Source organism: Paenibacillus sp. M2, assembly GCF_046713495.1.
GTDB classification, from domain to species: Bacteria; Bacillota; Bacilli; order Paenibacillales; family Paenibacillaceae; genus Paenibacillus; species Paenibacillus amylolyticus_B.
The window spans coordinates 3,825,014-3,837,835 of sequence record NZ_CP169648.1 but is presented as its reverse complement, the minus strand read 5'-3'; the positions used below and the strand labels follow the sequence as shown (position 1 = coordinate 3,837,835).

The 12,822-nt window shown below is 43.3% G+C and carries 10 protein-coding genes; 1 reads left to right on the top strand and 9 read right to left on the bottom strand.

Features of this window, described 5'->3' with window-relative positions; all coding sequences use genetic code 11:
- Nucleotides 1–34 precede the first annotated feature (34 nt).
- A complete protein-coding gene (locus tag ACETMN_RS17265) occupies nt 35–1,372 on the bottom strand; it encodes an ABC transporter substrate-binding protein (protein ID WP_307535910.1) in 1,338 nt (445 codons plus the stop codon).
- Between the two features lie 262 nt (nt 1,373–1,634).
- Between ACETMN_RS17265 and ACETMN_RS17260 the strand changes: the two genes are divergently transcribed.
- A complete protein-coding gene (locus ACETMN_RS17260) occupies nt 1,635–2,699 on the top strand; it encodes a GntR family transcriptional regulator (protein WP_307535912.1) in 1,065 nt (354 codons plus the stop codon).
- On the opposite strand, the gene ACETMN_RS17255 is transcribed toward ACETMN_RS17260, so the two are convergent.
- The 8 genes from ACETMN_RS17255 to ACETMN_RS17220 form a co-directional block, all read right to left on the bottom strand.
- The gene (locus ACETMN_RS17255) at nt 2,628–3,047 is read right to left on the bottom strand and encodes a polymorphic toxin type 8 domain-containing protein (protein ID WP_411736423.1); all 420 of its coding nucleotides are present in this window, start codon (nt 3,045–3,047) and stop codon (nt 2,628–2,630) included. The two genes, ACETMN_RS17260 and ACETMN_RS17255, sit on opposite strands and share 72 nt — an antisense overlap.
- A 245-nt stretch (nt 3,048–3,292) precedes the next feature.
- A complete protein-coding gene (locus ACETMN_RS17250; RefSeq protein WP_411734822.1) occupies nt 3,293–4,261 on the bottom strand; it encodes a sensor histidine kinase in 969 nt (322 codons plus the stop codon).
- A gap of 307 nt (nt 4,262–4,568) precedes the next feature.
- Entirely contained in the window at nt 4,569–5,267 is a 699-nt protein-coding gene (locus ACETMN_RS17245; protein WP_036613934.1) for a response regulator transcription factor, read from the bottom strand.
- Nucleotides 5,254–6,216, bottom strand: coding sequence for a phosphatidylinositol-specific phospholipase C/glycerophosphodiester phosphodiesterase family protein (locus tag ACETMN_RS17240; RefSeq protein WP_411734821.1), 963 nt, complete (start codon nt 6,214–6,216; stop codon nt 5,254–5,256). Before ACETMN_RS17240 ends, ACETMN_RS17245 begins: the two co-directional genes overlap by 14 nt.
- A gap of 810 nt (nt 6,217–7,026) precedes the next feature.
- Nucleotides 7,027–7,965, bottom strand: coding sequence for a VanZ family protein (locus tag ACETMN_RS17235; RefSeq protein ID WP_091020093.1), 939 nt, complete (start codon nt 7,963–7,965; stop codon nt 7,027–7,029).
- A gap of 377 nt (nt 7,966–8,342) precedes the next feature.
- The gene (locus tag ACETMN_RS17230; RefSeq protein WP_411734820.1) at nt 8,343–9,338 is read right to left on the bottom strand and encodes a glycoside hydrolase family 43 protein; all 996 of its coding nucleotides are present in this window, start codon (nt 9,336–9,338) and stop codon (nt 8,343–8,345) included.
- A gap of 1,102 nt (nt 9,339–10,440) precedes the next feature.
- Nucleotides 10,441–12,132 (bottom strand): dihydroxy-acid dehydratase, encoded by a 1,692-nt coding sequence (gene ilvD / locus ACETMN_RS17225; RefSeq protein ID WP_091020096.1) that lies wholly within the window; start codon nt 12,130–12,132, stop codon nt 10,441–10,443.
- A gap of 17 nt (nt 12,133–12,149) precedes the next feature.
- The gene (locus ACETMN_RS17220; protein ID WP_091020097.1) at nt 12,150–12,815 is read right to left on the bottom strand and encodes a GntR family transcriptional regulator; all 666 of its coding nucleotides are present in this window, start codon (nt 12,813–12,815) and stop codon (nt 12,150–12,152) included.
- Nucleotides 12,816–12,822 lie beyond the last annotated feature (7 nt).

The following is a 12,822-nucleotide window of genomic DNA, read 5'->3' as shown; positions in this document are numbered from 1 at the left end:
CGACAGGTTTAACCAAATCATTTACTTATTATATTTATTTCAATTCTTGTTCAATTGCTGCTTGTGCTTCATCCAACGCTTCCTTCACGTCTTGACCATCTTCAAAGATGGCGTTCAAAGTAACCGTATTGAAGATATTGCCGATGGTCGGTGAAGCTTTAACGGATTTGATCGCTTGAATTTCGTCTTTGATTTCATTCAAAGTATCAAATGCATTTGTTTTAAAGTATTGTACGTACTCGTTATCAGGGTTTTTCGTTACTGCATCATCTTTCCATACTTCCATGTTGATTGGGTCAAATCCAAGTGTATTCCAGATTTCAGTAGTAGCTTCTTTCGAAAGCTTAGCAAAGGCTACAAATTCTTTGGCCAATTGAACGTCTTTACCACTCTTAGTAACAACTGTGCCAGTACCGCCTAAGCCAACGGAACGAGGATTACCTTCTTCAAATACAGGTAATGGAGCAATTGCATACTTACCTTTAAGGTCCTTCATTTCGTTTACAAAGCGGGACATGTACCACTCAGGCATCAATGCACTTGCGTAGTTGCCTTTGTTGTATTCGCCTTTTGCTTCTTCTGTGTCGGGTTGTCCGCCTGGGATCGTATGAATAACATTGTTCTTCTGCAGATCAACTAACATTTCATACGCTTTAATCATTTCAGGCGAGTTAACTTTTGGATTACCATTTTCATCTGTAAAATCAGTGTTTTGCTGAGCTAACAGCAACGATGCTTGCCACGTAGCAGATGTATCAGCAGTACCTAAGTACTTGCCAGTCTTTTCATAAACCTTGATACCTGCTTGTTTGTAATCTTCCCACGTTATGATTTTCTTGTAGTCAACACCTGCTTGTTCGAGAATTTCAGTGTTGTAGAAAGCAAGCGTTGCACCTACGTGATAATCAAAGCCATAAACCTGATCGGCTTTGGAGTAAATCTCGACACGCGAAGGAACAACAACGTCTTTGTATGGTGCAAATACATCATTCAAAGATTCCAGTGGAACGTTGTCACCTTCCAGGAATTTAGGGAATTGACCAAGCTCGATATCCGCGATATCCGGAGCACCTTTTCCGCTTGTAACTGCCAATAAGAGCTTGTTGTGCATATCATCGTAAGGCATAACCGTTACATTCAACTTAATCTGTTTGTCTGGGTTCTCTTGGTTCCATAACCCCAGCATTTTATCCAAATGCTTGCCGTGCAAATCTACGAATGTCCAAAATGACAATTCTGTTGCATTCTCACCGGCATTAGCGCCTAATTGCTGTGTTTCCGTTTTTGAATCAGAAGGATTACCACATGCTGTGAAAAAAAGGGACATAATAAGGACTGTAACGATGGAAATTAACGTACTGCGTTTCTTCATTTGTTCGTCATCCTCTCTTTTTGTGTTATGCATTTGAAAAGTCGGCTGACTAGTTAGTTCTGTTAATTTAAGCGGTTTCAATCTACCTTGGCACCACCATCCTTAACATAATTCTAACCGTTCAAAGAAAAGACCCCTTCGCAAAAATTTCTTAGATTCCATATTGTAAGCGCTTTACATGCCGTATTATAATATATATGAAATAAGCTTTATATAACCAATTGATTATAAAATCATAAAGTTTATGGGGAGATGCTACTCTTTGAAAAAGCTGGCGCTCTACAAACAAATTCGAGAAAATATTATACAGAAAATTAAATCAGGGCAGCTTCGGCCCACAGACCGCATTCCTTCTGAGCAAGAACTAATGGACGAATTTAGAGTAAGTAAAATAACCGTCAAGAACGCCCTAACCTCACTAGCTGACGAAGGATTAATTATACGCGTACAAGGCAAAGGCTCATTCGTCTCTTCAAGTCTTGTTGTTTCTAGCATCCATTCTCCACCATCCCAAGGCAGCGCGTCCTCCATACCCCTCATCGGCTTCATCATTCCGACGATGAGAACCCGTGTCATTCAAAAGCTCGTTGACTACACAGAACAATTCCTGCAAGAAGCCGGCCTCAACATGGTACTTAGCATCACGCGAGAGTCCTCCTCTATCGAAACAAACGTCATCCGTACACTAACGGAACTCGGTGTGAAGGGGCTGATCGTTTTTCCGACGGAAGATGAGAAGTACAACGAATCATTACTGCGTCTGTCGCTCGACAAATTTCCGTGTGTGTTCATCGACCGCTATCTGCGCAACATTGAGACGTACACCATTACATCCGACAATTACGGCGGTGCGTATAAGGCTGTATCCCATTTGTTATCCAAGAGTCATCAGCAGATTGCGCTCATCTCACCTGAAAATGCCAATACAGCCGTCGAGGATCGCACGCTTGGCTTCGAGCAGGCATATACAGATCAAGGTATCTCGATTGACAAGAGCTTGTGGTGTCACATCCCTCTCAACATTCTACGCAGCGAGCATGCATTGGACTATGTAAGCGAATTTTTGCAGAACCACAGTGGAATTTCGGCAGCCTTCTCCTTGACTGAAGAAACAGCACGCCTTACATCGTCCGCTATTCGTCGTCTGAACGATCACTCCAATATCGATTTGCTATCTTTCGATAATCCACATCTTTCAGGCGTAGCTTATGTGCAGCAGGATGAACAGGAAATGGCACGAACAGCCGTAAAGCTGTTACGTGAACAGATGGAAGATACTTATTCTCCTAAGAACGCCATTATTCCCGTGCAACTCATCTTCCCTTGACACGACAATCGTTGCAAGTTCTTGTCCTTGGCTCGGGACAAGAACTTGTGCCGATAAAATAAAAAAAGCCGCTTCAATAGCGACTTCAATGGGAATATGTTCTTGTCCCTCGACATCGGTCGAAATTCTGGGAACGGCAACATCAATCCTGTTACCTTCATCATCTTCAGTAACATTTAAAACACTGTGTTCGTAACCGTAACCCTTTCTTGCCTCGAAACCACGTTTGTGCTGCATCTGGTATCCCTGAGGAACTCTTACATTTTTGCGTTTTTTTCTTTTAATTTCATTTAGATCACGTTTGATTTCTCCTCGTAATGAAGTTGAAACCTTATCTTCATTTGCTATTCCTTTCAGTTTAGTTTGTTTTCCTGCTCAGAGAAAAAAGTCTTATCGTTTATTTATTTCATGATTTTTTGTTTTAAAGTAATGCGCAATGTGAGCAAGCATATTCTTCTTGGTAATCAGGAAACGATTTTGTTCCAAAATTATAATTATTTTTATAGCAAAAGGGGTTGGAAAAGAGCCTGAAGTAAAGTTAACCCTCATACATCCTGAAAGGGAGCATGAGAGTTAACCTAGTTTTATGACTTTTAAATTAAGCGCTGCTTGGGCAAATGCAGAATAACGTTGAATTGATCGCCATGAATCTCGATTTTGATCTCCCCGCCGTGCAGCTCAACGATGCTTTTCACAATGGACAGCCCTAGTCCGGAGCCTTCTGTCTGGCGGGATTCATCTGCTCTTTTGAAACGCTCGAACAACTCTTCCGCAGCAAAATCAATCTCGTAAGCAGCAGTGTTTTGAATTTTGAATAATACCAGATCATCAGACTCGTCCAAATAAATATAGATTCTTGTTCCTGAAAGCGAATATTTCTGCGCGTTGCCAATTAAATTTTCGAATACACGCCAAATTTTATTGCCATCCATATGTGCATGAATCGGGAATTTCGCGATCCTCTCCCGAATCACAGGCGATGCTTGTCCCATACTGGTGTTGGACTCGGCGATCGCCTGTGTCAACAATGTCGCTACATCCACATACTCAATATCCAGCTCTACTGTACCGCTGGCCATCTTTGAGATTTCGAACAGGTCTTCAATCAACAGCTTCATCCGTAGCGCCTTCCGGTCCAGGGTTTCAATATAGGCTCGGGTAGTCTCCGTAGACAGATCTTCTTTTTTTAATAAATCGACATAATTGATAATAGAAGTAAGCGGAGTCTTCAAATCATGCGATACGTTGGTAATCAGCTCTGTTTTTAACCGTTCGCTCTTCATTTGATTCTCCAGCGCGCTTTGATACCCGGCTTTCATATTGTTAATATAGCCAGCAAGCTTGGATAGGGCATCCTTGCCGGTATCTTGAATCGTATTCTGAATATTTCCTTCAGCAATTTCTTTGCTCCCGTTGATGATAGCGATGAAACGTCCAAGCTTGGAAAGGATATACGGAACCAGGAACAGCACATACAGCAATACATAAAGTATGTATATGTCGTAATATGTGGCTGCCAGCCAAATAGAAATGCCGGCTATCGCGGTTAGCAAAAGCATCATGATGAGGCCAAACATTAGTCTCCAGTTTTGCAAACTGGCTCTAAGACCGATTCTCCAAATGTGAAAGTAATCCATCAGCAGACTGCCATGCCAGAAGGAACGCCTACTGTGGGGTGCCTTAAAATAAAGAAACAATCTGCTTGCCAGTAAGCAAAGAATAATAAAGGCAAGCAGCGACTGGATATAACTTGAAGATGAATAGCTTAGACTCAACCCCGTGTATGAATACTCGTTTATGAGTAAGAGGATCCATAAGATCGCGGCGACAATGATGACAATAAGGTCGATTGGAACCTTCCAATCGGCTTTATTTTTTCTCAATTTTGTATCCAATTCCCCATACCACCTTTAAATATTTTGGGTCTTTGGGATTGATTTCAATTTTTTCACGAATGTTTCTCACATGTACGGCAACCGTATTCTCTGAAGTGAAGATCAGTTCATTCCACACGCGCTCATAAATCTCTTCGATCGAGAAAACTCTACCCTTGTTCTCCATCAGCAGCTCCAAAATTTTGTATTCTTTCGGGGTCAATCTGACGTCCTCTCCATCTATCTCAACAGTCTTCGAGCTTTTGTTCAGCACGAGTCCTCTTACTTGAATGAGCTCATCCCCGTTTGACTGGAAGGAACCTAAATTCGTAAACCGGCGCAGCTGAGATCGGACTCTGGCAATCAGCTCTAGAGGATTGAACGGCTTCGTTATATAGTCATCAGCGCCCACGTTGAGTCCCAAAATCTTGTCGCTATCTTCTGACTTGGCAGAAAGCATAATGATCGGTATATTTTTGTTTTCACGAATTTTAAATGTCGTTTTAATTCCATCGAGCTGCGGCATCATGTTGTCCATAATAATAAGATGAATGGTTTCTTGTTCAAGAATTTCCAGCGCCTCCAATCCGTTAGAGGCAGTTAATACATCCACATCTTCGCTTTTCAAATAAATAACGAGCGCTTCTCGAATTTCCGGTTCATCGTCTACAACAAGAATGTTATTGATAGCCATTATTTCTCACCTTCATCACGATATTTCTTATACTTGCTAATCCGGAACTCATGTATCCCGAAAATTCAACATGGCCGGGGGGAGCGTCTGCAAGCATCAGCTCCTCTGGTGATTCTTCCTGATCCGTGTAAAACCCATGTACCCCAAACCTGGACAGAATCTGCATTACCGGTCTGCTGTTGACAGTATGAACATAACTTTTTACCCCAAACTTATTCAGTGCTGGAACTAAATTGGGGTTTAGATACACGCGGTATGCAGGCATGGCAACGGCTGTCAGTTGTTTGTCCCTTACGAATTCTACAATACTTTCGGCGGAGGCGCCAGTTTTGTAAAGTGAATATATTTTGTTTGGAAAGGGGTGGATTCCCATAACCGTGTCATACATTTCCGGGCTGAAGATTTCAGGTATAACCCGGTTGAGCAGTGCAGGATCCGTACGTCGAACCTCATTGACTAGATGCGCAAACTGCTGCTGAATTTGCTCTTTGCTGACTGCTTTCGTGTCCACAATTAAGTCGAAATCAGGATATTGTTTCATCAGGTGCAATATGTCCGGCAGGGTAAGAGGGTGGAATCTTCCCATAATAAGCGAGTTTGCAAACTGAAGCTTTGTTACGTTTTGTCCGCGATGAGCGGCCAAGTCCGGCTGTAGCTTCTGCGACCAATCATGTCTGGCTACAAGCTTCCCATCCGTCGTCTGCACAAGATCAACCTCGAACAAACGGTACCCTCTATTGTAATTGGTTATAAATGCCTCATAAGAATTGGTATAGTTAGCACCGTCAACTCCACCAAATGCATGTGCAATAAGCCTGTTTTCCTGCCAGCCGCTGGTGCCAGCTGCAGAGTCCGGGTGATTCTGATCTGTCCTAACAAGCCCCCAGCTGCACCAGATCATTCCTGCCGTTATGATTATGAGTAAAGTTAACATCATCGTTTTCTTCATTCTTTTGCTCCTTCGTTATCCCGATGTAAGTCATACTACAGGACTCAAATGAAGAAGGAGTGGTATAAAAACGAATGAATTTATGAAGTTTGTATACATTGCTGAACGAGAGATTCAGATCTCGTGATAACGTTGTAGCTCCCTGGAGCACAAGCACAACTTATACTAAATGGTTGTTTCTCAGATACTTCGATGGGACTCGTAGCTTTTAGTCAAGTTATGGGACAATCAATTAGGGAGGATTATCGGAGCCTTATTTGCGAGCTATCACCTTACTAAACCGCTTTAGGTCTTCGCATTCTTAATATGATTTTGCCAAAGTCTTGTCTGGTCATTATTTTTTCTCTTCTTCTCAATACATCTTATAAATGTGTTCCAGACTTGCCGACTGGCTTTAATTGGTTAATCGGATTTTGTTTTGTCCTTATCGGTAATTGGTACAAGTTCTATACGCTTGTATATAAGTGGATTTTAAAATGAAGATTGGTTTTATTAGCTATTGTTTACCGTTAGTTTAACGAGTTTTAATAATTTCTTGCCAGTTAGGAGGCAAGTCATAATCCTTAATGTGCTTATACTAAAGAACTACTACTGATCCGGAGTTATCTATACTAAACCTCAGCGAGTCGGTCCTGCGATTTTTTGTTCCTATTTTTTACATACCATCATAAAGGGGCAGCCCAATGGTCGTTTTACTGACTTTTTGGACAGCCCCTTCTGAAAAATCCCGATCTCAAAAGCAAAAAACGCTTGAAAACCCAAGCGCGAGGTGTAATTCATGATAAAATGGGGCGAAGTCCCTTTAAGCACTCAGTTCCAGAAATACTGCATCCGCGTATACCCGACATCCCATGCTTTCATGTCGCCCTTAATCGTGATCTTCAGCTCATCGCCCGGCTCAAGCGGGATTTTGAATAGCGACGGAAATAGATCGGGATTACTCTGCTGATCTTCTCCAGAGCCGGTCAATATTTCATTGCCATCCCGAGTAACACTGATACTACCAGAATAATCCGTTGGTTCGGGGCATCCGTAATCGAAGGAGAAAATCGTCTGTCCCTCAGACTTGTACGTGAACGTTCTGGAATCTCCGTCTTCAGCGCCATATAGGTTATAGCGAAGCGGTACCTTCTGTCCGTTGATTAGGATGCTGTCCGGCTTGTCTCCAGCGGATGAATGGCCCGAAGTATCCGTCCAGTCATTGATCGCCACAAACGGGCCCTCTACTTTTGTTGTTATTTTGTCTACCGCCGCCCCTAATCCCCATAAAGCTATAAAAAGAATCATACCCGATATAGCCGTTGCCACCAGATTGCGCCCGAGGCTCCGGTAACGGAAACCAAGCTTGTACGCCCCAAAACCGAGGGCTGCTCCAATCGAATTCTGAAGAGCGTCGTTGATATCGAAGCTGCCCAGGAATGTAAGGGCCTGGATCGTTTCCAGCACAAGAATCGCGATGAAGAATAAGGTGATGAACCGGACGAAGCTGACCCGGTACAGCCATGGAATCAATATACCGAAAGGAATAAACGCAATAGTGTTCCCGAAACCCACCATACTCATGAGGCTGGGATGCAGAAGATCAAATGGAGACGGCAACTTAAGGAAGTTCTCGGGCATGAAAATAAAGGTATATTGGGTAATGTTCTCCAAATCCTCTCCTCTGCCGAAAGCGAAGAACATAAAATAAAGAACAAGCAATGTGTACAATACGGTTACAGTTAATAAAATCTTGCGTTGTTTGACCATGGTTAACTCCTCCACTCCATTTTTCCATCCATCACTATACCTTATTTACCCGTTTCATGCACCCCTTAGCTTGATTCGAATCGCCAACAGGGGTGAGATGACGCCGCCTTGTGGTGTCCCTACATCGGAGCGCCTTACGTTTCCTTCTTCCATGACTCCGTGATCTCTTATGATTAATGGTAATGGTCCTCAATAGAAAGAATCATTTTCTACTGTTCTACACATAGTGTCACAGTAAAAATATTCTTTGTTCAACAGAAATTTTCACAAGTTTGAGTGACACAACTGATCCTCCTATCAAAAAAGCAGCCCCGCCAGGAGCTGCCTCATGTTATGCCTTATCTTGTAATCTTATCTGTTTCCGCTAACCTTCCAGCTTACTCGGCATCCGGATAAGGATTGATCTTCTGGATCGTTCCGTCTTCGTTGTATTTCAGCTCGGAATATTTAACGCAGCGCTTGTGGTTGACACCTTCCGATAGGGAACTGTCGTGATAGAACAGATACCACTTGTCTTCAACTTGCACTATGGAGTGGTGGGTTGTCCAGCCGATAACCGGAGAGAGAATCTCGCCCTTGAACGTGAATGGTCCCATCGGGTTCTTGCCGATCGCATATACGAGCTTATGCGTGGTTCCTGTAGAGTAGGACAGGTAGTAATAGCCATTATATTTATGCACCCATGGGCCTTCAAAATATCTTCGTTCCTCATCCTCGGCCAGAATCGGATTTCCGTCTTCATCGACAATCGATATCTCGGAAGGCTTGCCCTGGAAGGACAGCATGTCGTCGCTAAGCAGTGCAACTTGCGGTCCAAGCGCCGGCTGGTCAGAAGCAGGTCCTTCTGCATCTGGCACGAAGCTGCCGGTCTGCCATTTCTCCAGCTGGCCGCCCCAGAGTCCGCCGAAATAGATGTATGACTGATTGTCTTCATCCACCAGTATGGCCGGATCGATACTGAAGCTGCCTTCCATATAATTCGGCTGCGGCGTGAACGGGCCTGCCGGAGACTCTGATGTTGCCACACCCAGACGGAAGATGCCGTCATGATCCCGTGCCGGGAAGAACAAGTAATAGGTATTGTTCTTATAAGCGGCATCCGGTGCCCAGAGTTGCTTGGAGGCCCACGGAATATCTCTCAGATGCAACGCTTCGCCGTGATCAACCACCGGGGAATCGAAGTTGTTCATCGAGAGGACATGATAGTCTTCCATTTTATACTGGTCGCCGTTATCGTTGCTCGGCTCGTCATGATCGAGGTCATGGGAAGGATAGATGTAGATTTTGCCTTCGTAGACATGGACGGACGGGTCCGCAGTGAAGATGTGGGTTACGAGCGGCTGATGTGGCTTAGGTAGTTGTTGTTGATTCATAAGGCATCTCCTTTGGTATTGGAATAATAGAATCCTTCATAATAAGCAGAGCTGGCGTTCTCTGTACCGTTGCTCGAGGCGCGCAGCCCCGAGTAGACGCCGGTGAAGCCGCTTGCTGAGGCACGCGAACACGGGAGGCACCTCATCGTCCAGCATGTAGGCATTCCCGCGCTCGGCCCAGGAATAGCGCTCAAATATCCGGCGATTACGGGATTACGGTAATTCAGTGATTGGATCCTCAGAATTCAAAGCAAGCGTTTACAATCTCTATTGTATAAGTCCCTATTGTTTTTTCCTATACACATACTAAAGATCTTCCCCCGAAAAAATGTACAATTTCCGCCCATTTCATTATACTGGAAATATAAACCAACTGCTCGCATTTTGTTTACCCTGCTTCTTTGGTTTTATTGAACTAACGTTCCCCGTTAGTTCAATGACCTCTTCAAATCAACCCTTGTATAAGTTTTCTCATACGTTGTCCCGTCTTCATTGTGGAATAGAGCTGTTCTTGAGTATGGTTCAGTAATTCTTTTATATCCAAGCTTAGTTATAAGCTTTATCATTTTTGGATTCCCAATTGGGTCAACACCAACGAATATTTCAGAATAGCCGAGTCAATTTGGGAGATACGTAACTACTAAGTTTTAGAAGACAGAACCCCAAAATTGTTGATCTATCCATTTCAGCAACTAGGAGATACACTTCCTTTTTCTCTTGTTGGTTCAAATACGTGGTAAATAAATCCTTGTTATTTCTTACATTAAGCAGAACTCTGATATCTTCTTTCTCTGCCAACTTTGTGTGAATGATTAAACCAAGCAATTTTAAAATTATCAAAGTACATTTAAATTTAAAAAGAGCTTTTTCTAACAAAAGCTCCTTTACTTTTAGGTTGAATAACTACATATTTGCCAGCATTAATAAATCCTCAAGGTTCAGCCTTCCAATAACCTTCTCAACATTGTCTCCTATCCATAATGAACTCTGTTTTCAATCGCAATATCTATATCGTTCATGTGATAGATAGCAACAAAAAGACGCCCCGCATAGCGGAGCGACTTGAAGAAGTACTCATTAAAATTTATCGATTGTATTTGGTTTATTCCATCAAATCGGTTACTGCCCCTTTGGAAGCGGAGGAAACTAATTTAGCATATTTGGCAAGTACACCGGATTTCACTTTCAGTGGCGGTTGTACCCAAGCTTGTGCTCTAGCAGCTAACTCTTCTTCTGATAACTCAACCTTCATCTCCTGAATGTCGCTATCAATGGTAATAATATCGCCATTTCTAAGCAACGAGATCGGTCCACCTACTTGTGCTTCAGGTGATACATGGCCGACTACAAATCCATGCGATCCCCCAGAGAATCTACCATCTGTGATGAGAGCTACTTTCCCGCCGAGTCCCTTTCCTACGATGAGTGCTGTAACGGAAAGCATCTCAGGCATACCCGGTCCACCCTTCGGACCACAATAGCGTATAACCACGACGTCTCCTTCTTTAATTTCATCATTCATAATCGCTACTGTCGCCTCATCTTCACTATCATACACCTTAGTCGGGCCAGAGAACTGTTGGATCTTCATGCCTGACATTTTCGCAACAGCGCCTTCAGGGGCGAGATTTCCTCGAAGTACAACCAGTGGTCCATTTGGCTTAAGTGGATTATTGAGCGGTCGTATAATCTCTTGATCATTTTCAAGTGGAGCAGATTCCGCTAAATTCTCCGCTAACGTTTTACCTGTTACGGTGAGGCAATCCCCATGAAGTAAACCCTCAGCAAGCAATAGCTTCATTACCCCGGAAACACCACCAATATCATTCAAGTCCTGCATGACATATTGACCACTTGGCTTCAGATCCGCCAAATGAGGAACACGCAAACGAATACGCTCAAAATCATCCAGGGTTAGATCTACTTCAACCGAGTGCGCAATCGCTAGCAGATGGAGAAACGCATTGGTTGACCCGCCTAGAGCCATAACAACCGTGATCGCATTCTCAAATGCTTTCTTCGTCATAATGTCTCTTGGGTAGATTTCCTGTTCAAGAAGTGAGATGACCTGCTTACCAGCTGCTTCGCATTCCAATGCTTTATCGGCTGAAATGGCTGATGTTGAAGAAGAACCAGGTAAACACATACCCATTGCTTCTGCAGCTGCCGCCATCGTATTAGCGGTATACATGCCGCCACAAGCCCCTGGACCTGGACAAACGCTACATTCGACCTTATGCAGCTGTTCATCTGTTATTTTCCCATCTTGATATTGACCCACGGCTTCAAAAGCCGAAACGATATCTACATTTTTACCATCGAGATTACCCGGTTGAATGGTTCCTCCATAAACATAAACGGAAGGAATGTTCATCCGTCCAATAGCCATCAGACATGCAGGCGTATTCTTGTCACACCCACCGATCGCAACCACGCCGTCAAAACGCTCTGCTCCGGTTACAATTTCAATCGAATCAGCTATAGCTTCTCGACTTGGTAGTGAGAACAACATCCCGCCGTGCCCCATGGAGATCCCATCTGACACGGTAATTGTATTAAAAATTAGTGGAGCACCGCCGTTATTACGTGCACCCTGCTTAGCTTGCACCGCTAAATCATTGATGTGCATATTACACGGTGTTACTTCACTCCACGTACTCGCTATTCCGATCATTGGCTTTTTAAAATCCTCATCTTGAAAACCAACTGCACGCAGCATCGCTCTGTTCGGAACCCGGTTAGCACCTTCACTGATCACTTTACTTCGAATACGAAGATCTTTTTTGTTTTCCATGTCCCTTACCCCTCATTTCAAAGTATTTCGTTCAGTTCCTGCATTGGTCGAATAAAATTTTGTTTCATTATTACGTGAGCATCCTCACTATTTTTGCCTTCAAAAGCTTTAATAATCAAATCATGCTCTTCGACTGAAGCAAGTGTAGCTGTAATAGGTTGTTTTAAAAACACATATTTAAATCGCCTAATGTGAATCTGGAGAGAGGTATTAAATGTGGCCACATAAGGATTATCTGAGAGCTCCACAATATAATTATGAAATTGCTCATCCACCTCCATAGCCTGATAAACTTGCCCATTTTTAATGGAACTTGCGAATTCCAAATTTAGTGATCTTAGTTTCTCAATCTGTTCTGGAACAATAATTTGGGCGGTGATTTCAGCAGCTAAAGCTTGAAGAGCGGCCATTGTTGAATACATCTTAAAAATATCGTTTTTCTCAATATTCGTTACTTTTGTTTCTTTTCCTGGATGCATAGACACGAGGCCTTGAACTTCGAGTAACTGAAATGCCTCCCGAATCGGTGTCCGGCTAACTCCAAGCGATTCAGCCATTTCCGCATCAATAAGCTTTTCACCTGGTTGCAGTGTTCCATCAATGATCCATCGCTGAATCTGAGAAAACGCTCTTTCTTTTGCGGACATACGGACGGGCAAGGAAAAATCTTTAGGAATTGGCATGGTTTTC

Excerpts from the sequence above, each read along its gene's own strand:
- ACETMN_RS17265 (WP_307535910.1), bottom strand. The coding sequence starts at position 1,372 with ATGAAGAAACGCAGTACGTTAATTTCCATCGTTACAGTCCTTATTATG.
- ACETMN_RS17250 (WP_411734822.1), bottom strand. The coding sequence starts at position 4,261 with ATGATGCTTTTGCTAACCGCGATAGCCGGCATTTCTATTTGGCTGGCA.
- ACETMN_RS17245 (WP_036613934.1), bottom strand. The coding sequence starts at position 5,267 with ATGGCTATCAATAACATTCTTGTTGTAGACGATGAACCGGAAATTCGA.
- ACETMN_RS17240 (WP_411734821.1), bottom strand. The coding sequence starts at position 6,216 with ATGAAGAAAACGATGATGTTAACTTTACTCATAATCATAACGGCAGGA.
- ACETMN_RS17235 (WP_091020093.1), bottom strand. The coding sequence starts at position 7,965 with ATGGTCAAACAACGCAAGATTTTATTAACTGTAACCGTATTGTACACA.
- ACETMN_RS17230 (WP_411734820.1), bottom strand. The coding sequence starts at position 9,338 with ATGAATCAACAACAACTACCTAAGCCACATCAGCCGCTCGTAACCCAC.
- ilvD (WP_091020096.1), bottom strand. The coding sequence starts at position 12,132 with ATGGAAAACAAAAAAGATCTTCGTATTCGAAGTAAAGTGATCAGTGAA.
- ACETMN_RS17220 (WP_091020097.1), bottom strand. The coding sequence starts at position 12,815 with ATGCCAATTCCTAAAGATTTTTCCTTGCCCGTCCGTATGTCCGCAAAA.